This is a genomic window from Collimonas sp. GW821-FHT07E08, from assembly GCF_059418905.1.
In genome coordinates this window covers 199183-222050 of sequence record NZ_JBWKQR010000012.1, presented here as the reverse complement: position 1 = coordinate 222050, position 22868 = coordinate 199183, and the positions used below count along the sequence as shown (strand labels likewise).

At 60.4% G+C, this 22868-nt stretch carries 25 protein-coding genes; 14 read left to right on the top strand and 11 right to left on the bottom strand.

Annotation, left to right across the window (positions count from 1 at the left end):
* From AC07RZ_RS17345 to AC07RZ_RS17330, 4 genes are all read left to right on the top strand, one after another.
* Positions 1 to 1110: DUF2345 domain-containing protein (locus AC07RZ_RS17345; RefSeq protein WP_494668868.1), on the top strand; the 1110-nt coding region annotated here is incomplete at its 5' end.
* Positions 1103 to 2083, top strand: coding sequence for a DUF2515 family protein (locus AC07RZ_RS17340; protein WP_494668867.1), 981 nt, complete (start codon positions 1103 to 1105; stop codon positions 2081 to 2083). The genes AC07RZ_RS17345 and AC07RZ_RS17340, both read left to right, overlap by 8 nt.
* Positions 2080 to 2976, top strand: coding sequence for a hypothetical protein (locus tag AC07RZ_RS17335; RefSeq protein ID WP_494668866.1), 897 nt, complete (start codon positions 2080 to 2082; stop codon positions 2974 to 2976). Before AC07RZ_RS17340 ends, AC07RZ_RS17335 begins: the two co-directional genes overlap by 4 nt.
* 177 nt (positions 2977 to 3153) lie before the next feature.
* Positions 3154 to 3588 (top strand): hypothetical protein, encoded by a 435-nt coding sequence (locus AC07RZ_RS17330; RefSeq protein WP_494668865.1) that lies wholly within the window; start codon positions 3154 to 3156, stop codon positions 3586 to 3588.
* Here AC07RZ_RS17330 and AC07RZ_RS17325 read toward each other — a convergent pair.
* Both AC07RZ_RS17325 and AC07RZ_RS17320 read right to left on the bottom strand, forming a co-directional pair.
* Positions 3585 to 3992 carry a VOC family protein gene (locus AC07RZ_RS17325; protein ID WP_494668864.1) on the bottom strand — a complete coding sequence of 136 codons (408 nt, stop codon included), beginning with the start codon at positions 3990 to 3992 and terminating at the stop codon, positions 3585 to 3587. The genes AC07RZ_RS17330 and AC07RZ_RS17325 overlap by 4 nt on opposite strands.
* A 45-nt stretch (positions 3993 to 4037) precedes the next feature.
* The gene (locus AC07RZ_RS17320; RefSeq protein WP_494668863.1) at positions 4038 to 4493 is read right to left on the bottom strand and encodes a MaoC family dehydratase; all 456 of its coding nucleotides are present in this window, start codon (positions 4491 to 4493) and stop codon (positions 4038 to 4040) included.
* A 316-nt stretch (positions 4494 to 4809) separates the two neighbouring features.
* On the opposite strand from AC07RZ_RS17320, the gene AC07RZ_RS17315 reads away from it, so the two are divergent.
* Complete coding sequence (locus AC07RZ_RS17315; protein WP_494668862.1) at positions 4810 to 5400, top strand: BPSL1445 family SYLF domain-containing lipoprotein; 591 nt, start codon at positions 4810 to 4812, stop codon at positions 5398 to 5400.
* 79 nt (positions 5401 to 5479) lie between these two features.
* Here AC07RZ_RS17315 and AC07RZ_RS17310 read toward each other — a convergent pair whose 3' ends face one another.
* Positions 5480 to 6679, bottom strand: a complete 1200-nt coding sequence (locus AC07RZ_RS17310; RefSeq protein WP_494668861.1) for an AI-2E family transporter — start codon at positions 6677 to 6679, stop codon at positions 5480 to 5482.
* A gap of 131 nt (positions 6680 to 6810) precedes the next feature.
* Here AC07RZ_RS17310 and AC07RZ_RS17305 point away from each other — a divergent pair, with 131 nt between their 5' ends.
* Genes AC07RZ_RS17305 through AC07RZ_RS17295 form a run of 3 tightly spaced genes read left to right on the top strand, consistent with a single transcriptional unit; the run spans position 6811 to position 8101 of the window.
* A complete protein-coding gene (locus tag AC07RZ_RS17305; protein WP_494668860.1) occupies positions 6811 to 7023 on the top strand; it encodes a hypothetical protein in 213 nt (70 codons plus the stop codon).
* A complete protein-coding gene (locus AC07RZ_RS17300; RefSeq protein WP_494668859.1) occupies positions 7020 to 7391 on the top strand; it encodes a DOPA 4,5-dioxygenase family protein in 372 nt (123 codons plus the stop codon). The genes AC07RZ_RS17305 and AC07RZ_RS17300 overlap by 4 nt, the downstream gene beginning before the upstream one ends.
* An 11-nt stretch (positions 7392 to 7402) precedes the next feature.
* Positions 7403 to 8101 (top strand): right-handed parallel beta-helix repeat-containing protein, encoded by a 699-nt coding sequence (locus AC07RZ_RS17295; RefSeq protein WP_494668858.1) that lies wholly within the window; start codon positions 7403 to 7405, stop codon positions 8099 to 8101.
* A 3-nt stretch (positions 8102 to 8104) separates the two neighbouring features.
* On the opposite strand, the gene AC07RZ_RS17290 is transcribed toward AC07RZ_RS17295, so the two are convergent.
* Positions 8105 to 9082 (bottom strand): aldo/keto reductase, encoded by a 978-nt coding sequence (locus AC07RZ_RS17290; RefSeq protein ID WP_342831621.1) that lies wholly within the window; start codon positions 9080 to 9082, stop codon positions 8105 to 8107.
* A 253-nt stretch (positions 9083 to 9335) separates the two neighbouring features.
* Here AC07RZ_RS17290 and cysS point away from each other — a divergent pair, with 253 nt between their 5' ends.
* Entirely contained in the window at positions 9336 to 10715 is a 1380-nt protein-coding gene (gene cysS / locus AC07RZ_RS17285; RefSeq protein ID WP_494668857.1) for a cysteine--tRNA ligase, read from the top strand.
* Positions 10716 to 10754: 39 nt separating this feature from the next.
* Here the strand turns inward: cysS and AC07RZ_RS17280 are convergent, their stop codons facing one another.
* Both AC07RZ_RS17280 and aptA read right to left on the bottom strand, forming a co-directional pair.
* Positions 10755 to 12254 (bottom strand): CoA-acylating methylmalonate-semialdehyde dehydrogenase, encoded by a 1500-nt coding sequence (locus tag AC07RZ_RS17280; RefSeq protein ID WP_144738132.1) that lies wholly within the window; start codon positions 12252 to 12254, stop codon positions 10755 to 10757.
* A gap of 12 nt (positions 12255 to 12266) precedes the next feature.
* Positions 12267 to 13595, bottom strand: a complete 1329-nt coding sequence (aptA, locus tag AC07RZ_RS17275; RefSeq protein ID WP_494668856.1) for an omega-aminotransferase AptA — start codon at positions 13593 to 13595, stop codon at positions 12267 to 12269.
* Positions 13596 to 13752: 157 nt separating this feature from the next.
* Here aptA and AC07RZ_RS17270 point away from each other — a divergent pair, with 157 nt between their 5' ends.
* On the top strand, positions 13753 to 15183 hold the full coding sequence (locus AC07RZ_RS17270; protein ID WP_494668855.1) for an aminotransferase-like domain-containing protein: 1431 nt from the start codon (positions 13753 to 13755) through the stop codon (positions 15181 to 15183).
* A gap of 27 nt (positions 15184 to 15210) precedes the next feature.
* On the opposite strand, the gene AC07RZ_RS17265 is transcribed toward AC07RZ_RS17270, so the two are convergent.
* Together AC07RZ_RS17265 and AC07RZ_RS17260 are read right to left on the bottom strand one after the other, a co-directional pair.
* The gene (locus AC07RZ_RS17265) at positions 15211 to 15444 is read right to left on the bottom strand and encodes a tautomerase family protein (protein ID WP_494668872.1); all 234 of its coding nucleotides are present in this window, start codon (positions 15442 to 15444) and stop codon (positions 15211 to 15213) included.
* 42 nt (positions 15445 to 15486) lie between these two features.
* On the bottom strand, positions 15487 to 16230 hold the full coding sequence (locus AC07RZ_RS17260; protein WP_494668854.1) for an SDR family NAD(P)-dependent oxidoreductase: 744 nt from the start codon (positions 16228 to 16230) through the stop codon (positions 15487 to 15489).
* Positions 16231 to 16359: 129 nt separating this feature from the next.
* On the opposite strand from AC07RZ_RS17260, the gene AC07RZ_RS17255 reads away from it, so the two are divergent.
* On the top strand, positions 16360 to 17274 hold the full coding sequence (locus AC07RZ_RS17255; protein WP_494668853.1) for a LysR family transcriptional regulator: 915 nt from the start codon (positions 16360 to 16362) through the stop codon (positions 17272 to 17274).
* Between the two features lie 110 nt (positions 17275 to 17384).
* On the opposite strand, the gene AC07RZ_RS17250 is transcribed toward AC07RZ_RS17255, so the two are convergent.
* Entirely contained in the window at positions 17385 to 17807 is a 423-nt protein-coding gene (locus tag AC07RZ_RS17250; protein ID WP_494668852.1) for a DUF4148 domain-containing protein, read from the bottom strand.
* Between the two features lie 588 nt (positions 17808 to 18395).
* On the opposite strand from AC07RZ_RS17250, the gene AC07RZ_RS17245 reads away from it, so the two are divergent.
* The 3 genes from AC07RZ_RS17245 to AC07RZ_RS17235 all read left to right on the top strand — a co-directional run bounded on the left by AC07RZ_RS17245 (position 18396) and on the right by AC07RZ_RS17235 (position 20968).
* Positions 18396 to 19010, top strand: coding sequence for a TetR/AcrR family transcriptional regulator (locus tag AC07RZ_RS17245; protein ID WP_494668851.1), 615 nt, complete (start codon positions 18396 to 18398; stop codon positions 19008 to 19010).
* 254 nt (positions 19011 to 19264) lie between these two features.
* On the top strand, positions 19265 to 19825 hold the full coding sequence (locus AC07RZ_RS17240) for an ester cyclase (RefSeq protein WP_494668850.1): 561 nt from the start codon (positions 19265 to 19267) through the stop codon (positions 19823 to 19825).
* A 39-nt stretch (positions 19826 to 19864) separates the two neighbouring features.
* Positions 19865 to 20968, top strand: a complete 1104-nt coding sequence (locus AC07RZ_RS17235; RefSeq protein ID WP_494668849.1) for an alkene reductase — start codon at positions 19865 to 19867, stop codon at positions 20966 to 20968.
* Here AC07RZ_RS17235 and AC07RZ_RS17230 read toward each other — a convergent pair.
* Both AC07RZ_RS17230 and AC07RZ_RS17225 read right to left on the bottom strand, forming a co-directional pair.
* Entirely contained in the window at positions 20947 to 21861 is a 915-nt protein-coding gene (locus tag AC07RZ_RS17230) for a LysR family transcriptional regulator (RefSeq protein ID WP_494668848.1), read from the bottom strand. The two genes, AC07RZ_RS17235 and AC07RZ_RS17230, sit on opposite strands and share 22 nt — an antisense overlap.
* The gene (locus AC07RZ_RS17225) at positions 21849 to 22772 is read right to left on the bottom strand and encodes a LysR family transcriptional regulator (protein ID WP_494668847.1); all 924 of its coding nucleotides are present in this window, start codon (positions 22770 to 22772) and stop codon (positions 21849 to 21851) included. The genes AC07RZ_RS17230 and AC07RZ_RS17225 overlap by 13 nt, the downstream gene beginning before the upstream one ends.
* Between the last annotated feature and the right edge of the window lie 96 nt (positions 22773 to 22868).

Here is a 22868-nt window from a genome sequence, read left to right as displayed (position 1 = left end):
GACGACACCAACGCCAAGATCCAGGCGCAGCTCAAGAGTGACCATCAGCACAGCCAGCTCAGCCTGGGCAACATCACGCGCATTGAAGACAATGCCGGCCGCAAGGATGCCAGGGGCGAGGGCTGGGAACTGAGAACCGACGGCCATGGCGTGGCGCGTTCAGCGAAAGGCATGCTGATCACGACGGAAGGCCGCGGCAGTGCGGCTTCGCACATGAAGGACATGGGCGAGACGGTGCAGCGCCTCACCTCGGCACGCGACCAGCACGAGACGCTGGCGGAGATGGCGCAGCAGGCGGGGGCGCAGGAGAAGCAGGGACAGCAGGCGGACATTGCGCAGATACTCAAGGCGCAGAACGAGGCGATCAAGGGCGGTGCTGCGCAGGAAGGCAGCTTCCCGGAACTGGCCCAGCCGCATCTGGTGCTGGCTAGTCCTGCCGGCATAGAAACCACCACCGCGCAATCGACGCATATTGCCAGCGATGAGCACACGGCCATCACTACCGGCAAGAGCCTGTCCATTGCCAGCGGAGACAGTCTGTTTGCCAGCATCACCAACACCTTCCGGCTGTTTGTGCAGAAGACGGGAATGAAGATGGTTGCCGCAGCTGGCGATATCGATGTGCAGACGCTTTCGGACAGTATCAACCTGCTGGCCAAACTCAATATTACGCAGACGGCCAACCGCATCACGATTTCAGCTAAAGAAGAGCTGGTGATCAATGGCGGCGGCAGTTACGTCAAATTCAACGCTGGCGGAATTGAAAAAGGCACCAACGGCAATTATGTTGCTCACGCCGCCTCGCACAGCTTGCCGGGGCCACAGTCCATGGGAGTCGATACGCGCGGTTTTCCTGCCGTCAAAGCGTACAACGAAACCTTCAGCTTGTTCGATCCGAGCGGCAAGCCAATGGGAAATATGAAATATAGCGTTACCGGCGCCAACGATGCGGCACATATAGCCGAAACCATGGCCCCTGGCAGTACTCCCAGAGTGCATACAGATGAGCCTGAAAAACTGAAGTTTTCGCTGAAGTGGGCCGACATATCAGCGATTGAAGCGCCGGACCAGGATGTATCCAACAATACCTCAAAGGATAACAATGGCTGATGCAACCACTGTTGAAGCAATGACCAATGACACACCGGAATCCTGTGTCAAGGTGACCTGCGATTGCAACACGATGTGGTCGTTGGCGCAGCAGTTCAGTTACCTGCGCTTGAGCACTCCTACGACACCTCATAAAGCCACGCTGGTGAACAACTATGCGATACGGGCACGACGTATCTCGGCTACCTACGCCAGATTTTATCTGGAACAGGAAGACGGAGGCCAGGCTGACAAGAAGGGTCGTTTTTACTGGATGGCACTAGGAGCGTTTGCGAGTAAAACCGTTGCCTGTACTCTGGAAGACTGGCGTGTCGGAACGCAAGCAGCTCTCCTGTCCAAGAAGACCAAGGAGGGTTTAGGCAAAGGTAATTTTTGGCTGTTCTGCGATATCAGTGGCTGGCATTGGTACTACAGCATGTACCCCGGTTCGTTTGATAGTTGCCTGGACAGCCGCAACAGTGACAACTTCGTCAGTGCTGTCAAGGCTCAGACCGAAAAGATGCCTTGGCAGGCGGAGGCTCTGCCTAAAATTAAACATTTGGCGGTCTCAAAAGAAATTAAAGCCGGCTTTGCAAAAGTGAAGAAGTTTGAAACCGAAACGGATGATGCAAAGCGCCGTGAAATCCAGTTGGCTCATTTGTTGGATATTGCCGACCACGAACAAGGCGTAATTTTGCAGCCGTTGATCTATGACGATCCTGACTTTACGTATTGGCTTTCGTTTCAACGTAAAACCTGGGTGCGTTGGGCTACGCCCAATTTGGAATTGGTGTTCAGCAGCGCCTGTTCAACTGATAAATCTGACCGAAAGTCCGTTGCTCCGGCTGACATCAAGCTGGAAGATTTCAAGAACAGAATGAAGTGGATTGGATCAGCTGCAGACAAATTTCATAAATTGATGGGGAAATTCCCGGAGCCTATGGAAGCTGAAATTCGCACAATGGCAAGCTGGGTCGATAAGGCAGATAAATGATTGGGGCGCACTTGTTTCGTTCGTTAAAATTTATTCTCGTTGGCTTGTTTCTATTGGCAGGCTGCGAGGAAAAAACAACCACATCCCCTGACAACATTGTAGAAAAGAAAGCTAACACCATGTCTCAACAAATCACGATCAAAATCGGCGAGCAGGGCTCGGACTTTTTAAAGCGTTACCCTGAGTTGGTCAAAGTTGAGCATCAGCCGGTAGGGATGGATTTTTACGAGATTGATTGGAATACTCTTCCGCATGGAGTTATTACGATTGAGCATGACAAGAATTCGTTTGTGATCGAAGACGTCTTGGGTATCTCTGCGGGTCAAGATTTGGGCGGCTTGGCAAATGAAGGGCTTTCAGAAATCGATATCAAGGGAGGCATCACGTCCTCTGATCTCATCGCGCATGACGAAGCACGAAGTAAAACCTATGCGCTGTTGCAGTCGTTGATAGGCAAGGGATGGCAGCCGATCACACCCATGAGCGATCCACGTCTAAAAGGCAAGGCGCGATTCGACTATGTGCTTGGCACAGATCAATTCATCGGGCTTGATCCGAGCTACACACCTACGTTAGATGAATGGATGCATATTGAGAGCAACACCTATTGGCGCTTTTATGCGAACCATGTTTACCTGACCGTGCGTTTTACCCGAGAGCGGACCTTGACCGATCCCGCCAAGCCTGGCGCCTACCTGCTTAGCTTTAACGTCAAAACTGACTTGGAAGAATTCCGAGGCTATGTGAAGCCCGAAGATCGCCAACACTGGAAAGAGCTGTTACCCGCTGTCCTGACGAAATTCGCTGCTACGCGTGCGCAAAAGGAAACTGAACTCAAGGCCAAAGGTATAGCAATTGACGAAACGTATCGAGATCCCCCGGTTCCGAATTGAAGCGGACGAACGCCGGGAACGGAGTAATCCCCCTTTGATGAGCAGCCCTATCAATGACGTTTAGAAAATTGCTTTCTAAAAATTGGATTCTTGGCGTATTGGCGCTATGGTTAATTGCCTCTGTGGCGACCGCATTCTGGCTTGTGTTTAATCCTCGGCGGAAAAATTCTTCGTAATATGCGCGCAGCCCTCTTAAAATTTCTACGTACGGCAGTTTTGATGCTGATCGCGTTTGGGATTTTTGCCGTAACGTATAAAGATCACGGTGAGAACTGGTTTTCACTATGGGTGGGGATACTTCTCATATTGAGTGCTTTCCTGCTTTTCGATTTTCGAGATATCGTGAAACTTCTTTTTTCGATTAATACTCCGGAAGGGGAATTCAAGATACTGGTACACACAGGCGCAATTTTCCTGGGGACTTTTTTTTATTTTGCAACCGCTTCATCAAAGGATTCAGCGTCCAAAATATCTCCTTGGGCCGCCGCGATTCTCGGACTGTTAACGGTGTATTTCTTTTCTTTTCTTTGGTGGCTGGTATTCGAACGTCCTTTTTCTGGCTCCAGCAAGAAGCGTAAGCCTCCAAAGAAGCGCAAGCCTCCAACCCCTTAGTCATACGGCGGCCCCTTGAGCTCAACCACATTCCCCTCCGGATCCGTGACATAAATCGACGGCCCTTCCCCTTCCGCTCCGTTTCTCGACGCAAGTTCGCCAGCCGCCACGCCATGGGCGGCAAGATGAGCGCGAATCGCCGCTTCATCGAAGGGCTCCACGCGAAAGCAGAAATGATCGAGGTTGCGCCCTTCCTTCCCCGGCGCCGCGCCGCCCGCGCTGCCAAGCTTGCCGCCGACCGGAATCAGGTCGAGCATGGCGCTGCCGGCGCGCAGCTGGACCAGGCCGATGTTGTCCAGGCGGCGGTCAACGGCGCAGCCGAGCGCATCGCAGTAAAAGTGCAGCATCTGATCAAGGTCGGTCACGCGCAATACAAGGTGGTCGATTTCACGGATGCGTATCATCTTGGCGCTCGCTCAAAAAACTTTATTGTAGATCTGCAGGCGATTTCACGCAGCTGCCGGTTTGCGGAACACCACCAGCTTCGACACGAACAGCTGCAGCACTTCGCTGCGCAGCTTGACCATGCCGCGGTCCGGGCGTGAGCGCGATGGCGTGATTTCGATGATTTCACTTTCCACGCGCAGGATATCGCCGGCGCGGGTGGGCTGCGGCCAGCTGATTTCGCCGCCGGCGCCGATGATGCCGTCCTGCAGCGGCATGCCGCTGGTGACCAGCAGGCGCATGGTGATGGCGGCGGTATGCCAGCCGCTGGCTGCCAGGCCGCCGAACAGGGTGTTCCTGGCGGCAGCGTCGCTCAGGTGGAAAGGCTGGGGGTCGAACTGGCGGGCGAACTCCAGGATCTGCTGTTCATCCAGCGCATGTTCGGCGCTGCTGAAGCGGTCGCCGGCTTTCAGGTCGTCCAGGTAGAGCCTGGGCTGCGGATTGGCGTTGTATTCGTTCATTGCGGATTCCTCTTGCTGTGATCAAGGCTTGCCGTCCTCAAGCGTCGGAGACAGGCAAGTAATTGCTGTTTGAATGTGTGCTACCGTACAGATGCAATCTTACATCCCGCCTAGAGTGAAACCATGATTGCGGATAATGATGCGCCGCAGCTTGGATGCCGCGGCGTCGCCTTCGTAGCGGCCGGTTCAACCAGGGATACCGTCAGGAGCTGGGAGGTCATGGAAGCTCAGTCAAAAATGCTGTTCATGCAGATGTCTTGCAACGCAATATACAATTCATAACGTTGTCCAATTATTATTTTTGATGGAGAAAAAAATGCAAAAAAAATCCTCATTCCCTTCCAAGGGCTTGGCAGCCGTTGCCGTCGCAATGGCCAGCCTGACATTCGCCGGTTGCACCACTACCATGCCGGGCAAGGACGCCAGTTCGCAAACCAGCCGCAACGACGTCAATGCCGGAGTGGATGCCACTTTGTCCAAACTGTATCAGACCGCGCCTGCTTCGCGTGAACTGGTAGCGCGCGCCAAGGGCGTCTTGGTATTCCCTGCAGTGCTGCAAGCCAGCTTTGTGATCGGCGGTGAATACGGCAAGGGCGCATTGCGCGTAGGCGGCCGCACTGAGGGTTATTACAGCACCACGGCCGGTTCCATCGGCTTCCAGGCCGGGGCGCAATCGAAAGCCATCGTGCTGCTGTTCATGACGCAGGACGCGCTCGATAAATTCCGCAACAGCAACGGCTGGACCGTCGGCGCCGATGCTACCGTCGCGCTGGCTAACATCGGCGCCAACGGCAGCATCGACACCAACACCGCGCAACAGCCGATCATCGGCTTCGTGACTACCAACGGCGGCCTGATCGCGGGCGTCTCGCTGCAAGGCGCCAAGATCGCCAAGATCTCGCTTTAATTCCCGCCTCTAACCTGGTTTGATACGGCATCTTCGGATGCCGTTTTTTTATCCCTTCACTGCGTCCGTACCGGATCGGCTAATCGCCCAGCAGTTCGGCGACCGGATGCATGCGGTCGACATGCTTGGCGATGACCTTGACGATGACGATGATCGGAATGCCCAGCAGCATTCCCCATACGCCCCACAGCCAGCCCCAGAACAGCAGCCCGATGAACACCGCCGCCGCATTCATCTTGGCGATGCGGCCGATCATCCAGGTCGTCACGAACGTGCCGATCAGGGTCGCAATGGCCAGTGTCGTGGCTGACACCAGCAGCAGCATCGAGAACGATTCGAACTGCATGAATGCGGTCAGGCCGGTAGCGACAGCGATCAGGAGCGGACCGAAGTACGGGATGACATGCAGGAAACCGCCCGCAACAGCCCAGGCGCCGGCGTTTTCAAGTCCAATCAGGCGAAACGCGATCCACATCAAGACCGCCAGCAAGCCATTCGTCACCAGCAGCATGAACATGTAGCTCTGGATCGACGTATTGATGTCGAACAGGATGTTGACGGCGATCTTCTTGTTGGAAAGCGACGGCCCGGTCAGCTTCACCAGCTTGCGCTTGAAGGTATCGCCCGACAACAGGAGAAAAAACACCAGGAAGATCACCATCACCACCTGGCCCAGGAACAGCATGGCACCCATCGAACTGGTCCATAGCCATTCGCCCAGCTGAAACGATGGCGGTGCGGGACTGGCTTGCCGTTTGGGATCCGGCTTTACGCCGGCAGCCTGGCCGGCGGCGGTCTGGATTTCGTTTGCCGCCGCCTGCATTTTCTGGATGGTGCTGGCCTGGCCTTGCGTCCTGGCCTGGATGCTGGCCATGGAGCGCGCCAGCTGATGGGCGGCGGTCGGCAAGCGCTCGACGATCGACTGGAACTCGCCGCGCAAAGAGTAGGCAACCTGCGCCAGACCAAGCAGCAAGGCCGCCATCACGATGCAAGTGCCGACCAGGCGCGGGATGCGGATGCGTTCCAGCGACGCCACCAGCGGATTGAGGGTGTAGGCGATGAAAATGCCGAATACCAGCGGAATCAGGAAACTCTGCGCCCATTGCAGCGCAAACACCAGCGCCAGGACGGTAAGCACCCTCAGGCACAGGTTACGTACATTGGTGGAACCGGTAGCGGAAAGCGGCGCCAGCGGCCCGGTCATCGGCGCATCCGCCGCCGTACTTGTTTCAGGAGCGGCGGCCGGGCTCGCGTCGGCGGGCATGATAGGTGGTTTCATGGGATATTTTCTGGCGCAGCTCTTCAAGGCAAGCCGATAAAAGCAGATTACCTGCCTGGACTGGAATGTTAAGTACGTCACCGCACAAAGCCCGTATTATTTTCTTCCAGTAGGTGCGAAACCGTGGCTCCATGCGTGATCATGCCGGCCTTCATTGCGATGGAAATGATCAGAAAGACAAGCAGGATTCCGGTCTTGCCGATGCAATTTCCCTGGCTATGGAAAAGAGGGTATTCTTTATTGTTAACGCAGCAAGAAGCGCAGCAATAACCATACAAAAAACAGCCTGCGCCGAGCGCATCTGCGCGCAGTCCCGATCCCACATCCTGGAGCTTCCTGCATGACCGAACCATCCGCGCCGAGCATCACCGGCTACCACGCCCACATCTACTTCGATGCCGGCACCCTGGCGCAGGCGCAAGCTTTGTGCGAAGAGGCGGCGCGCCGGTTTGCGCTGGCCATGGGCCGAGTCCACCAGCGCCCTGTCGGGCCGCATCCGGACTGGAGCTGCCAGCTGGCTTTCGATGCGCCGCTGTTTGGCGAAGTGATCCCATGGCTGGCCTTGCATCGCGCCGGCCTGGTGGTGTTCGTCCATCCGCTCACCGGCGACGACCTGCGCGATCATCGCGACCATGCGATCTGGATGGGGGCGGTGCGGCCATTGAAACTGTCGATATTTTCCGGGGAGCCGGAAGCGGCTCACGAACAATGAAGAGCGGCCTTATGAGTGATAGCCTGCAGCAATGCGTAGCGACGGCGCTGCTGGCCGCGCTGTTGATTCCCGGCATGAGCGCGGCGGCCGGGCGAGCCACCATGATCGCTCCCGATCGCGCCGACAAGCCGGGTTTCCTGGTGGTCATCGACGAACCCGGATATTACCGGCTGTCAGGCAACCTGAAAGTACCTGACGCCAACACCACCGCAATCGAGATCAACGCCGACAACGTGACGCTGGACCTCAACGGCCACGCCATCCAGGGACCGGTTCGCTGCCAGCAATTGCCGGCGCCGTGCTGGCCGGGCGGCAGCGGAAATGGTGTGCATGCGGTCAACCGCAGCGGCATCTCGGTCAGGAACGGCATCATCCAGGGCATGGGAAATTACGGCGTCTACCTGGAAACCAATGCGGCCAGCCTCGACCGGGTAGTGATGGCCAGGAACGGCCATGGCGGCGCGGTGCTGTTCGGCGGTTCGATCAGCAACAGCGTTGCCGAAGCGAATGGCGGCGACGGCATCTTCGGCGTCGATCTCAAGGTGCGCAACAGCATGATGCGCGGCAACCAGATGCTGGGACTGGCTGCATATGGCTATTCCACTTTCAGCAACAACCAGTTCAAGGGCAACAACGGCAACGCCGCGCAAACCAACCTGAAGCCAGCCGCCGCCGATCGCAATGTATGCAACGGAGCGGCCTGCCAGTAGATACTAACGGTCGACCCAGGCCATGCGTTCCTTGCTATAACGTTCCCCGGCCACCTGCTTCAAAGCGTCTTCCAGCAACGCGGTTTCGCTGGCGGACAGCATAACTTCGACCGCACCGGCGTTCTGCTCCAGGTAAGCGCGGCGCTTGGTGCCGGGAATCGGTACGATGTCGGCGCCCTGCTGCAGCACCCAGGCCAGCGCCACCTGGCTGCTGCTCGTCCCCTTCGCCGCGGCGATCTCGCCGACCACTTTTGCGGCCCGCATGTTGGCGTCGAAATTGTCGCCCTGCAGGCGTGGATCGCGATGGCGGAAATCGGATTCCGGATAACTCTCCGCGCGCTGCGCCGTGCCGCTCAGGAAGCCGCGGCCGAGCGGGCTGAACGGCACCAGGCCGATGCCGAGCTCGTGCAGGACTGGAAAAATATCGGCTTCCAGGTTGCGTTCCCATAGCGAGTATTCGCTTTGCAATGCGCTGATCGGATGCACCGCATGGGCTTTGCGGATATTCGCGGCGCCAGCCTCGGACAAGCCCAGGTAGCGCACCTTGCCTTCGCGCACCAGGTCAGCCATGACGCCGACCACGTCTTCAATCGGCACCGCCGGATCGACCCGGTGCTGGTACAGCAAATCGACGTAGTCGGTGCCGAGGCGGCGCAACGAACCTTCCACCGCGCGCCGTATATGGCTGAGCTCGCTGGTGATGCCGGTGGTGACGCCATTCTCAATCTTGAAGCCGAATTTGGTGGCCAGCACCACCTCATGCCGGCGGCTTTTGAAGACGCGTCCCAGCAGCGCTTCGTTTTCATAGGGGCCGTACTGCTCGGCGGTGTCGAAAAAATTGATGCCCAAGTCCAGCGCCCGTTCCAGCGTGGCGACAGATTCGGCTTCGTCGGCCGCGCCGTAGGCAGTGCTCATGCCCATGCAGCCAAGGCCGATCGCCGATACCGCCAGCCCGCTTGATCCCAGTTTCCGCTGCTTCATCGTGGTTCGCTCCGGATAGTGATAAATGATGCTTCCGGCCAGGACCAGTGCAGAGGCTTGACCGGGAAAAGCGCTACAAGTTAGTATAAGCGATGCTTACGTTATCCCTCTTCTCTCCCCGCTCCCGCGTCTGCGCACGTTGTTGCCGCTGCACGACGCCAATGCAGCGCGCCTGATTTTCCTCGCCCGCTGGCCTGTGCACGGCCAGGTTGTTTTTCCCTGGCGCCCTTAACTGGTTTTTAAAAAGAATCGCATGGAACTCCATCTGTACGATAGCTGGGAGCGCCGCGTCAGGCGCTTTGAAAGCATTGTCCCGGGGCGCGTCGGCTTGTACTGCTGCGGACCGACGGTCTACGATTACGCCCACATCGGCAATTTGCGCACCTATGTTTTCGAGGATTTGCTGCGCCGTACGCTGAGCTTTAACCATTACCGTGTGCAGCACGTGGTCAATATCACCGACGTCGGCCACCTGGTCTCGGATGCCGATGAAGGCGAAGACAAGATGGAAAAAGGCAGCCGGCGCAGCGGCAAGAGCGCGTGGGAAATAGCGGCGTTTTACAGCGCCGCATTCATGGCGGATTGCCGCGCCCTCAACCTGCTGGAGCCGGAGACCTGGTGCCGCGCCACCGAATACCTTCCCCAGCAGATTGCCTTTATCCAGGCGCTGGAAGAAAAAGGATATGCCTATCGCACCGGGGACGGCATCTATTTCGACACCAGCCGCCAAAGCGACTACGGCTACCTGGCCCGGCTCGACCGTGACGCCTTGCAGGCAGGCGTGCGCGTGGCGATAGGAGAAAAGCGCAGCCCGACCGACTTCGCCTTATGGAAATTCAGCCCTGCCGATGCCAGGCGCCAGATGGAGTGGGACAGTCCCTGGGGCCGCGGGTTTCCCGGCTGGCACATCGAATGCTCGGCGATGTCGGCGGCGCATCTCGGCAGCTGGTTCGATATCCATTGCGGCGGCGAAGACCATATCGCGGTCCATCACAGCAATGAGATAGCGCAGACGCAAGCCTGCCATGGCACGCGCCTGGCGAATTTCTGGATGCATGGTTATTTCCTGCAAACCGGTAGCGAAAAAATGTCCAAGTCGGGCGGCGATTTCCTGCGCCTCCAGTCGCTGGCCGAGCGCGGCATCGATCCGCTGGCCTACCGCTACCTGTGCCTGACGGCGCATTACCGCAGCCAGCTGGAATTCAGCTGGGACGGACTGCAGGCGGCGGCGACTGCCTTGCATCGCTTGCGGGAAGCGTACCATCGCTGGCCCGACGGGATGCAGCCTGACCAGGTTTTCCTGGAGCGCTTTCGCGATGCCGTCAACAGCGACCTAAATTCATCGCGTGCATTGACCGTCGTCTGGGAGCTGGTGCGCAGCGAGGGCGATGCCGCCGTGCGCAAAGCCACATTGCGCGCCATGGACCAGGTGCTGGGATTCGACCTGGACAACTGGCGTCCGTCCAGCCATGAAATTCCCGCAGCGGTAAAGGCGCTGGCCGGCCAGCGCCAGGCCGCGCGCGAAGCGCAGCAGTGGCAGGAAGCCGATCGCCTGCGCCAGGAAATCAAGGCGCAGGGATTTCAGGTGGAAGATGGCGTTTCGGACTGGGTGCTTAAGCCGGATAACAATTGAGCCGGAGCGCCGGCTGCCAGCCGCTCCGGGCAAGCCGGTTTACTTGGCCACCGGCATGGTGAACTCGGCGCCCTTGGCGATGCTGTCCGGCCAGCGCTGCATGATGCTCTTGTAGCGGGTATAGAAGCGGATCCCTTCCTCGCCGTAAGCATGGTGGTCGCCGAACAGCGAACGTTTCCAGCCGCCGAAGGAATGCCAGGCCATCGGCACCGGGATCGGCACGTTGATGCCGACCATGCCGACCTGGATCTGCCGTGAAAATGCGCGCGCCACGCCGCCGTCGCTGGTAAAGAGGGAAACGCCGTTGCCGAATTCGTGGGCATTGACCAGTTCTACCGCGCTGGCCAGGTCCGGCACCCGCACCACCGACAGCACCGGGCCGAAGATTTCTTCCTTGTAGATGGTCATTTCCGGGGTCACATGGTCGAACAGGGTGCCGCCGACGAAAAAACCGTTCTCGTGGCCGGCAACGCTGTGGCCGCGGCCATCGACCAGCAGCCTGGCGCCCTCTTCAACGCCCTTGGCGATATAAGCTTCGACCTTGGCCTTGTGCACGGCGGTGACCAGCGGCCCCATCTCGGAATCGGCCTGGTCGCCGTTGCCGATCTTGAGCGCGGCGGCGCGTTGCGCCAGCCGCTCCACCAGGCGGTCGGCGACGTCGCCCACCGCGACCGCCACCGAGATCGCCATGCAGCGCTCGCCGGCCGAACCGTAGGCGGCGCCGATCAAAGCATCGACCGCCTGTTCGAGATCGGCGTCCGGCATCACCACCAGGTGGTTCTTGGCGCCGCCCAGCGCCTGCACGCGTTTGCCGCGGCGTGCGCCTTCGGTGTAGATGTATTCCGCAATCGGGGTTGAACCGACAAACGACAACGCCTGTACATCGGGATGCGCCAGCAAGGCATCGACAGCCGTCTTGTCGCCTTGCACCACGTTGAAGACACCGTCCGGCAGGCCGGCTTGCTTGAGCAGGGCGGCGATCAGCAGGCTGGCCGAAGGATCGCGCTCGGACGGTTTCAGGATGAAGCAGTTGCCGCAGGCGATCGCCACCGGGAACATCCACATCGGCACCATCACCGGGAAGTTGAACGGCGTGATGCCGGCCACCACGCCCAGCGGCTGGCGCAGGTTCCAGTTGTCGATGCCGCCGCCGATATTGTCGGTGTGGCTGGTCTTCAGCAGGTGTGGAATGCCGCAAGCGAACTCCACCACTTCGATGCCGCGCACCACTTCGCCCTTGGCGTCGGAAAACACTTTGCCGTGTTCGCGCGTGATCAGGGCCGCCAGCTGGTCGTGATGCTGTTCCAGCAGTTCCTTGAACTTGAACATGATGCGGGCGCGGCGCAGCGGCGAGGTTTCGGCCCAGGCCGGGAACGCTGCGCGGGCGCTGGCGACGGCTTTGTCCACTTCCTGCGCCGAGGCCAGCGCAACCTGGGCGACCACGGCGCCGGTGGCCGGATTGTAGACGTCCGAATAACGCTCGGAGCGGCCGGCCGCCAACGCGCCGGAAATGAAGTGATTGACTTGAGGAGTGCTCATGGTAAGTCCCGATTATCTGGTTTCGTTGAGTGCTTCGCGCACTGTGCTGAACATGCGTTCGATTTCTTCCGGCTGGACGATCAGCGGCGGCGAGAAAGCCAGGATGTCGCCGGTGTAGCGCACCATCACGCCCTTTTCGTAACACTTGCGGAATACTTCGTAAGCGCGCGCGCCCGGCGCCTGCGGCCGCGGTTCCAGCTCGATCCCGGCCACCAGGCCGAGGTTGCGGATATCCTTGACGTGCGGCGCGCCGGCCACGCCATGGGCGGCTTTCTCGAACAGCGGCGACAATCCGCGCGCCCGCTCGAACAAGCCTTCGCTCTGGTACAAGTCGATGGCGGCAATGGCTGCGGCGGCGGCCACCGGATGGGCGGAATAGGTATAACCGTGCATCAGCTCGATGGCGCCGGCGGCGGCGGATTGCACCACGGCGTCGTGGATCTCGCGTTTCACCGCCACCGCGCCCATTGGAATGGCGGCGTTGTTGATGCCCTTGGCAAGCGTGATCAGGTCTGGCGTGACGCCGAAATAGGCGCTGGCGGTGGGCGCCCCGAGGCGGCCGAACCCGGTGATCACTTCATCGAAAATCAGCAGGATGCCGTGCTTGCTGCACAGCTCGCGCAAGCGCTCCAGGTAACCCGCCGGCGGAATCAGCACGCCGGTCGAACCGGCCAGCGGCTCGACGATGACCGCGGCGATGGTGGAGGCGTCGTGCAGCGTCACCAGCCGTTCCAGTTCATCCGCCAGGTGCCCGCCCCAAGCCGGCTGGCCGCGGCTGAAGCCGGCTTCGGCGATATTCAGGGTGTGCTGCAGGTGATCGACGCCGGGCATCAGGTTGCCCGAGAAGGCCTTACGGTTGCCGACGATGCCGCCGACCGAGATGCCGCCGAAACCGACGCCGTGATAACCGCGTTCGCGGCCGATGAAGCGCGTGCGCTGGCCGTCGCCGCGCGCGCGGTGGTAAGCCAGGGCAATCTTGAGTGCGCTGTCGACCGCTTCCGAACCGGAATTGGTGAAGAAAATCCGGTCCAGCCCGGCGGGCATCAGCCCTGCTACCTTGCGCGCGGCTTCAAACGCCAGCGGATGTCCCATCTGGAACGATGGCGCGTAATCCATGCTGCCGATCTGCCGCGTCACGGCGGCGGTGATCTCTGCGCGGCAATGGCCGGCGTTGACGCACCACAGGCCGGCGGTGGCGTCGAGTATCGGACGGCCGTCGTCGGTCTGGTAATACATGCCTTTGGCCGAGACGAACATGCGCGGCGCTTCCTTGAACTGGCGGTTGGCGGTGAATGGCATCCAGAATGCCGACAGGTCCTGATCCGATTGTTGTGTGTGCATGATGGGCTCGGTTGCGGTGATTGACGATGGTTGGCGAAGTTTCGCCATGGCGTCGATTATTGCAGCTACAATCCAGATTGTTAGATACACTTTGTACAAATTGCGGAAAGTGTACTGTTGCCGATAGCAATCTGTACTGAATACACTTGAGGGGCCTATGACTGACACCCAGGTTTCGCGTTTTCCCCCGCTGTTGCAGCCGCAGTCGGCGCTGAGCCTGGTCGAGCAGGTGGTGGCGGGCCTCGGCCGCATGATCGAAAACGGCAAGCTGCGGCCGGGCGAACGGCTGCCGTCGATCCGCCAGTTCGCGCTGCAGCAGGGAGTCAGCAACTCGACGATCGTCGAAGCTTATGAACGGCTGGTGGCCAACGGCTTGCTGATCGTGCGGCGCGGTTCCGGTTTTTTCATCGCCAAGCGCGAGCAGCCCGAGAGCAGCGGCATGCCTTCGATCATGCCCAATCCGGTGATCGATTCGGCCTGGCTGTTTTCCGAAGTGTTTGCCGACGAGCGGGTGCCGATCAAGGCCGGCTGCGGCTGGCTGCCAAGCAGCATGCTCGACGGCGAGGGTTTGCATGCGGCGGAGCGGCGCATCATCCGCTCGCCCGGCGCCCAGCAGGTGGGCTACGGCCATCCGTTCGGTTACGGCCCGCTGCGGCAGACGATCGCCAAATCGTTCGCCAACTGGTCGCTCGACATCGGCCCGGACCAGGTAATCACCACCCATGGCGTCACCCAGGCGCTGGACCTGATCATGCGCACCCTGGTGAAACCGGGCGACACCGTGTTCATCGAAGAGCCCGGTTATTGCAACCTGATCGCCATGCTGCGGCTGGCCGACATCCATGTGGTCGGCGTACCGCGCACCGTGAGCGGAGTCGACCTGGAGCGGCTGGAAGAGCTGGCGCAGATCCACCGGCCGAAGATTTTTTTCACCAACCCGGTACTGCAGAATCCGACCGGCACCACTTACACCCCGGCCTGTGCAATGCGGGTGCTGCAATCCGCCGAACGGCATGGCTTCTGGGTGGTGGAAGACGATCTGTACCGCGAGCTGGCGCAAGCCACCGATCCGATGCTGGCGGCGCTGGACGGTTTGCGGCGCGTGATCTATGTCAGCGGTTTTTCCAAGACCATCGCCCCCTCGCTGCGGCTGGGTTTCATCGCCTGCCAGGCGGACCTCGCCAAGGAATTTGCGCGCACCAAGATGGTCTTGACCCTGACCAATTCCGAAATCACCGAGCGGCTGGTGTACAACGCGCTGACCGAAGGCCATCACCGGCGGCACGTCGAGCGCCTGGCCAGCACCTTGCTCACCGCGCAGGCGCAGGTCAGCGCCAGGCTGGAGGAAGTCGGCCTGCTGCCGTTCGGCCCGCCGCGCGGCGGCATGTTTTATTGGGCCAGGATGCCGCATGCGGCGTTGAGCGCCAAGGCAATCGGCGACCTGGCCTTGCAGCAGGGCATCTGGCTGGCGCCGGGAGAATTCTTTTATGTATCGCAACCGGAACACGCCTGGTTCCGTTTCAATGTAGCTTTTTCGGACTTGCCCAAGCTGTCTGAGTTCTTCCGGAAACTGCCGGCCGGCGGTTAGCCGGCCCTTTTCGCCGACGGCCGAGGGCTAACCCGCCGCCGCTTCGCGTTTGCGGATGACGGTGACGCTTTCGCCGCCCGCGCCCCAGTTGTCGGTATCGACTTCATCGATGACGACGAAGGTGGTGGCCGGTTTCTTGTTGAGCACGCGCGCCAGTAACTCGGTGACGCCGGCAATCAGTTGCTGTTTCTGTTCCGCGGTGACTCCTTCGCGGGTGACGCGGATATTGACGTATGGCATGCTGGAACTCCTGGAGTAAATGGTTTGAGGGCGGGCATCGGCCCGCTTTTTTTTCGCCTGGAATTACCAGGTGCCGGCGGTGGCGCCGCCGTCCACCGGCAATGCTACGCCGGAAATGAAGCCGGCATCGGTCAGGTACAGCACGGCGTCGACCACGTCCTTGGTGCTGCCGGTGCGGCCTGAAGGCGACAGCGTGTTGAAGAAGGCCCGCGAATTTTCATAGTCGCCGTGCAGCGGCGTCTGGATGATGCCGGGCGCTACCGTGTTGACCTGCACGTTGGACGCCGCCAGTTCGATCGCCAGCGCCCGCGTGGCATTGATCAGGCCGCCCTTGATCAGCACCGGCAGCAATGCCGGCACTTTTACGGTCGGCTGCATTGCGATGTTGGCGCTGATGGTGACGATATGTCCGCTCTTGTTGGCGGCCATGTGTGCGGCAGCCTGCTGCGATGGATAGAAAAAGCCCTTCAGGTTGGTGCTTACCAGGGCATCGAGATCGTCCTCGGTATAGTCGCCGACCGGCTTGGCGATGAACACGCCGGCGTTGTTGACCAGGATGTCGACCTTGCCGAACGCCGCAATGGCGCGCTCGAACAGCGCTTTCGCCGTTGCCGGCCGGGCGATATCGCCGGCCACCGCCAGGAAATTGGGCGGATTGCCGAGTTTTTCGGCGGCCGCCAGCAGGCGCTCGATGGTGCGGGCGTTGCCGACCACGTTATAGCCGCGCTGCAGGTACGCCTCGGCCAGGGCGAAACCGATGCCGCTGGAGGCGCCGGTGATGATGACGGTTTTCCGGTTGCTGTTCATGGTGATACTCCTTGTGGTTAGGCGGGCTCTCTGGTCCCGATGTGATGCACTATACTTATGCGGTATTGGTAGATAAATACAGGTTTTCACAATTAACTTGATACACCATGTAATGAATAAGGCGCTTTCATGAAACGCAATTTCGACGACATCCTGCTGGGCAGCATCGAGCTGTTTTGCCTGGCCGCCGAACTGGGGAGTTTCACGGCGGCGGCGATGTCGGCCAGCGTCACGCCTGCGGCCGTGAGCCGGTCGGTGTCGCGGCTGGAGGAGAGATTGGGCGTGCGCCTGTTTGTGCGGACCACGCGCCAGATCCGCCTGACCGATAGCGGCCGCGTGTATTTCGAGCAGTGCCGCCAGGCTTTGTCGCAGCTGGTGGACGCGGAGCGCGAGGTGACCGGCGAGCAGGCGGCGCCGGCCGGGCTGCTGCGCATCAGCATGCCGACGCCGTTCGGCCACTATCGCCTGCTGCCCTTGCTGCCGCAGTTTCGCGCGCTATACCCGCAGGTGCGGATCGATGTCCACCTGAGCAACAGCAATATCGATTTTGCCGACGAAGGCTACGACCTGGCGATCCGCGGCCGTGCGCCGGAGGATTCCAACCTGATCGCGCGCAAGCTGGAAGACGCCGAGCTGGTGCTGGTGGCGGCGCCGTCTTACCTGCAGCGGTCGCCGGCGCTGCAGACGCTGGCCGACCTGGAGCGGCACGATTGCATCCAGTTCGAACGGCCCAGCACCGGCCGCCGCATTCCCTGGACTTTCATGGTCGACGGCAAGGAGGCCGATATCGTGACCGATGGCGGCTATTGCTGCTCGGAAGACGTGCTCGCCGTCGCCACCCTGGCGCGCGGCGGCGCGGGGCTGGTGCAAACTTACCGCTTCGTGGTCGAGCAGGCGCTGCAGCAGGGCGAACTGGTCGAACTGCTGCCGCAGTTCGGCGGCAGTACGCGGCCCTTCATCCTGCTGTATCCGCACGCCCGCCATCTGTCGCTGCGGGTGCGTACTTTCGTCGACTTCATGGTCAAGCACCTGGGCCGGACCTGAGGCTCCGGCACAAAAGCGGCGACAATAAAAAACCCGCGCACTCCTCATGAGGCGCGGGTTTTGTCATTTGCAACGCTCCCCGCATGCCGCCGGGAATGGACTGCATGCGATCAATTGCCTGTGTTTGTTTCAAGCGGATAGTTGGCGAAATTGATCAGGCCGGAGTTCCGGGCGTCAGCCAGTTCTGCGCGGACTTCAGCACGACTCTTGCCAGCAGTGCTGGAGACGGTGAACACGGGATATTGCGAACCGGCGAAATCGAGTTCTCCGGCAGCGCGGGCTTTTGCCAGTTCTGCCTGCACTTCAGCACGGGTTTTACCACTGGCTGTATTGCCAGTGGCCGAGCTTTGGGCGTTGGACGGCAGGAACACCGGATATTGCGAACCGGCGAAATCGAGTTGGCCGGCAGCACGGGCTTGGGCCAGTTCAGCCTGGACTTGAGCGCGGGTGAGCGGGGTGACGTTGTCGGAAGCGAATGAAGGAGCTGAAACAATTGCAGCCAGTGCCAATGCGGCGATCAGTTGGGTTTTCATGATGGTTCTTTCTTTTTAAGTGAATGACAAAGTGCCAAATGCAGCGGTCGCACAAGCGCATGAACTGACGGATAAGCATTGCTGCTGCACCGTCCTGGCTGCCGGCGAGGATTTGATTTGCATCTATCACTAGATAGATAAACCGGGAAAATAAAAAGCGTCTTTCATATTTGACGCTTTCCAGCCCACTAATCCACCGCCGGCAGTCCGGGCACGTCGTGCGATCCAGTTGTTGCTGAATAAAAACCAAACCTGGGTCGCTAACTGCTAAAAACAACGTGTCTGCAACTACTGTGATGTAACTATAGTTATCTACTGCTAGGTAGTCAAATAGAATTTAATAATAACGACAATTGATTTTCAAAAGGCAGGCAAGCCCATAAACGCCTTGATTATCTACCTTTCAGTAGATAATATATAGACGTAGCGTCTTTTTGATTTTAGATTCCACGTCCGTGCCGTCAGAAGTCAGAATATTGCCGGCCGGGGTATAAAAGACGTAGCATGGCAGCAGCAAGCGCGGCTGCCTGAAATCCGGCTGCCTTTGCCGGTATCGTGTATCGCTATCTCTTTATAGGTAAAAAAATCATGAAGGCCGTTTCCCCCGTACGCGAACAATTGCTGGAGCACACGCTGGTCTTGCTGGGTACGCGCGGCTATAACGGCTTCAGCTACCGCGACCTGGCCGAGCTGGTCGGCGTCAAGACTTCCAGCATCCACTATTATTTCCCGACCAAGGAAGACCTGGCGCTGGCCGCGGTGCAAGCCTACGCGGCCAATATCGGCGAAATCATGCGCGACATGGATGTCAATGGACCGCTCAAGGAGCAGGTCGAGAAATACCTGGCGCTGTGGCGCAAGAACCTCGGCACCGGCCGCGTCTGCCTGTGCGGCATGCTGGCGGCCGAAGCTACCAGCCTGCCGCAGAACGTGCTGACTGCCTTGCAGGCTTTCTACAGCATGCACGAAGCCTGGATCACCCAGCGGCTGGAACGCGCGGTCGCCGACAAGGGCGTCAAATTGCCCGCCGCGCCGTCGGTCTATGCCATGACGATCCTCGGCGCCCTGCAAAGCGGCCTGATTTCCGCGCGCCTGTTCGGCAAGCCTTGCCGGCTTGACGCGGCATCGGCAATGCTGCGCTCTGCCGTGACGCCGGAAAGCGGCAAACAGCAAGCGGCGACGGCTGACGCCGCCTTATCCTGATTCCAGGACGCCGTTCATGCAGATTGCCGTGAGCGGCGGCAAGTCTTCAGTTTTTTTCCGGATTTGCAATTTGGCATGTCTGCGGTTTGGCGCTGGCACAGGAATGTGTTTGCCGTAAATCCTTCGGCGTGTGGATGGTTATATTCAATAAAAACAAGCAAATGATTCAATGTCGCGCCTAATTATCAAAATCCTCGCTAGAACGGACAATGCCTCCATTGGTACACCGTTCAATCAACAGCGAGGATTTTTTCATGGCATCCGTACTTCTTCCCACCCGTCGCCTGCTGTCGGCCGCGGTCGCAGCACCGTTGTTCAGCCTGGCGGTTTGCAGCATGGCCGCCCAGGCCGACGACAGCAACCTGCCTGAACCGCATCATCTTGCCATCGCCGGCAATCCGGCCGACGCTGCGCCGCTGATCCTGGCGGCACGCCGCTACGCCGCTTTCTGGAACACCGGCGACGAGCGATATGCGCAGCTGGCGCTCGCTCCCGATTTCATCGACCGCACTTTGCCCGCCGGACGCCTGCAAGGCGTGGCCGGTCCGCTGCAGGCATCGCAAGGCTTCCGTAGCGCGGTGCCGGACTTGTCCATGGAGATCGACGACATGGTGGTCGCCGGCGACCGCGTCTCGCTCCACCTGCACTTCCGCGGCCATTTCAGCGGCCAGTTCGGCAAGCTCAAGGGCAAGGGCCAGGCAATCGATTTCCGGGCCTTCGACCTGTACCGGATAGCCGATGGCCGCATTGCCGACAACTGGCACCTGGAAGACAACCTGGCGCTGATGCAGCAATTCGGCGCAATCCAGCCTTGATCGCAGCATCGATCTTCACTTCTTACGGGAAATTTAATCATGTCTTCAGCAAACACTCTGTTCGACCCGGTGCAACTGGGCAGCCTGCAACTGGCCAACCGCATCGTGATGGCGCCCATGACGCGCGCCCGCAGTTCGCAGCCGGGCGATATACCGAATGCCATGATGGCCGAATATTATGCGCAGCGCGCCAGCGCCGGCCTGATCGTCAGCGAAGCGACCCAGATTTCGCGCCAGGGCCAGGGTTATTCCTTCACGCCCGGCATCTATGATGCGGCACAGGTGGCCGGCTGGCGGCTGGTCACCGATGCCGTGCATGCGGCGGGCGGCAAGATGTTCCTGCAGCTGTGGCATGTCGGCCGGGTCTCGCATGGCGTATTCCAGGACGGCGGCGCGCCGGTGGCGCCTTCGGCGATACAGCCGCGCGGTACCCAGGTCTGGATCGTCGGCGACGACGGCGTCGGCCGCATGGTCGATTGCCCGGTGCCGCGCGCGCTGTCGGTGGCGGAAATCCAGGATGTGATCGCCGATTTCCGGCAGGGCGCGGCAAACGCCATCGCCGCCGGTTTCGACGGCGTTGAAATCCATGGCGGCAACGGTTACCTGGTCGACCAGTTCTTGCGCACCGTCTCCAACCAGCGCGGCGACCAGTACGGCGGAACCATCGAAAACCGCACCCGCTTCCTGCTGGAACTGGCGGCCGCAGTGGCCGACGAAATCGGCGCGCACCGGCTCGGCATCAGGCTTGCGCCCTACATCACCTTCAAGGACATGGCCGATCCCGAAATCGTGCCGGCGATCCTGCACGCCGCCGCCGGCCTGGACCGCCTCGGCATCGCCTACATCCACCTGGCGGAAGCCGACTGGGATGATGCGCCCACCATTCCCGACCAGTTCCGCCACGACCTGCGCGCGGTGTTCAACGGCAGCCTGATCGTCGCCGGCCGCTACGACAGCGAACGTGCGGCGCGGATCCTGGAACAAGGCTTGGCGGACCTGGTGGCGTTCGGCCGGCCGTTTGTCGGCAATCCGGACCTGCCGCGGCGGCTGGCAGAGAAGCTGCCGCTGGCCGGCCACGATGGCGCTGCCCTGTTCGGCGGCGAGCGTGCCGGGTATACCGACTATCCGCCGGCTTCCGCCTGAGCCAAGCCAGTGGCGAAACGCTCCTGCAAAAACTCGATCAGCAGCTTGACCCGCGGCGGCTGGAAACTGCTGCGGTGATACAGCACGTTGAGCGGCGCGCTTTCGGTGAAAAATTCATCCAGCACCGTGATTAGCCGGCCAGCCCGCAAATCGGCGCTGATATCGAGCAGCGATTTGTAGGCATAACCGTGGCCGAGCAAAGCCCATTTGCGGATGATTTCGCCATCGTTGCTCTGCTGGTAGTGGCTGACCCGCACCGCTTTCGGCTTGCCGCCGGCACGGTAGCGCCATTCGTTCATCGGCCCGGCGGCGTTGAACAGCACCAGCGCCGGCAGGCCGGCCAGCTGCTCCGGCGTCTGCGGCAGGCCGACGCGCGCCGCGCATTCCGGCGCTACGCAGACCACGCGCCGGTTGGGCAGTAGCGGCCGCGCCACCATGGCGCTGTCGGGCGGCATGCCGTAGCGGATCGCCAGGTCGATATCGTCCTGCACCAGGTTGGCGGTGGAATCGGTCAGCGACAAGGCGAACTGCACCTGCGGATACTGGCGCTGGAATTCGTCGAGATAGCTGAGCAAGAGATTGCGCCCCAGGTCCGACGGCGCCGAAATCCTGACCGTGCCCTGCACCAGGCTCTTGCCCGCCTGCAGCATCTGCTCGGCCTGGTCCATCAGCTCCAGCGCCTGCTGGCTGTATTCCTTGTAGAGCTGGCCTTCCTCGGTCAGCCGCAGGCGGCGCGTGGTGCGTTCGAACAGCTTGACCCGCAACGTCGTTTCCAGGCGCTGGATGGCGGCGCTGGAGGCGGCCGGCGACAAGCCGTGCTTGCGCCCGGCGGCGGAAAAACTGCCTAGCGTCGAGGCATCGACAAACAATCTCATCACACTTAGTCGGTCCATGGCGTGGTCCTGGCTGGATGGTCGGCATCGGTTATGTAGCGGGAGACGCCGTTGGCCAAGGCGTCGAAGACGATCCGGCAGCGCTCGCTGGAACGCAGGTCTTCATGCATCACGATCCAGGTTTCGAGTTGGTCCCTGATCGTTTCCGGCAGCACCGGCGACAAATCCGGGTTGTGCCTGGCCAGCGGCGCCTGGCACATGCCGATGCCGTAACCGGCGCGGATCGCCGCCAGCTGCGCCAGCTGGTTGTCGGTGCACAGCGAAAACATGTCGCGCGACAGCGGCAGGCCGCGCTTTTGCATGGCGCGGATGTAGTTGGTTTCCTGGTCGAAGCCGATCAGCGTGTGCTGTTTCAGTGCGGCGATGCTAGCCGGCATGCCGGCCAGGTCCAGGTAGCGGCGATGCGCAAACAGGCGGAGCGGAATGGCGCCCACCCGGCGCGCGACCAGGGCCGCCTGGCTGGGCTGCACCATCCTTACGGCGATATCGGCGTCGCGCTGCAGCAGGTCCTGGGTCCGGTTCGACGCCACCAGTTCAATCTTGATGGCTGGGTGCGTTTCGCGCAGCGCGGTCAGGATCGGCGGCAAGACCTCGACGCAGACCACTTCCGGCGCCGTGACGCGCACCGTGCCGCCGCCGCCGGCGCCGGTCGAGGCGCGGCGCAAGGCGCTGGCGGTGGCGCGCAGGTTTTCAGCGAATGGCCGCAAGGTGAGCGCGATGTCGGTGGCGGCCAGCCCGGTTTGCGAACGGGTGAACAGTTTCACCCCCAGCGCGAGCTCCAGCGCTTCGATCTGGCGTCCCATGGTGGGCTGGGTCAACCCCAGGCTGCGGGCGCCGCCGGACAGCGAGCCTTCTTCCAGCACTGCCAGGAACGCCCGGTACAGGTCCCATCCAGGTTCTTGGATAGTCATACAAATATGTATAGAAGATATGTGAAGATAGCCAATTTTAAACTAATAGCTACACTGTTACGCTGGACTCCTACAACATTTTTTTAAAGGAGTGCA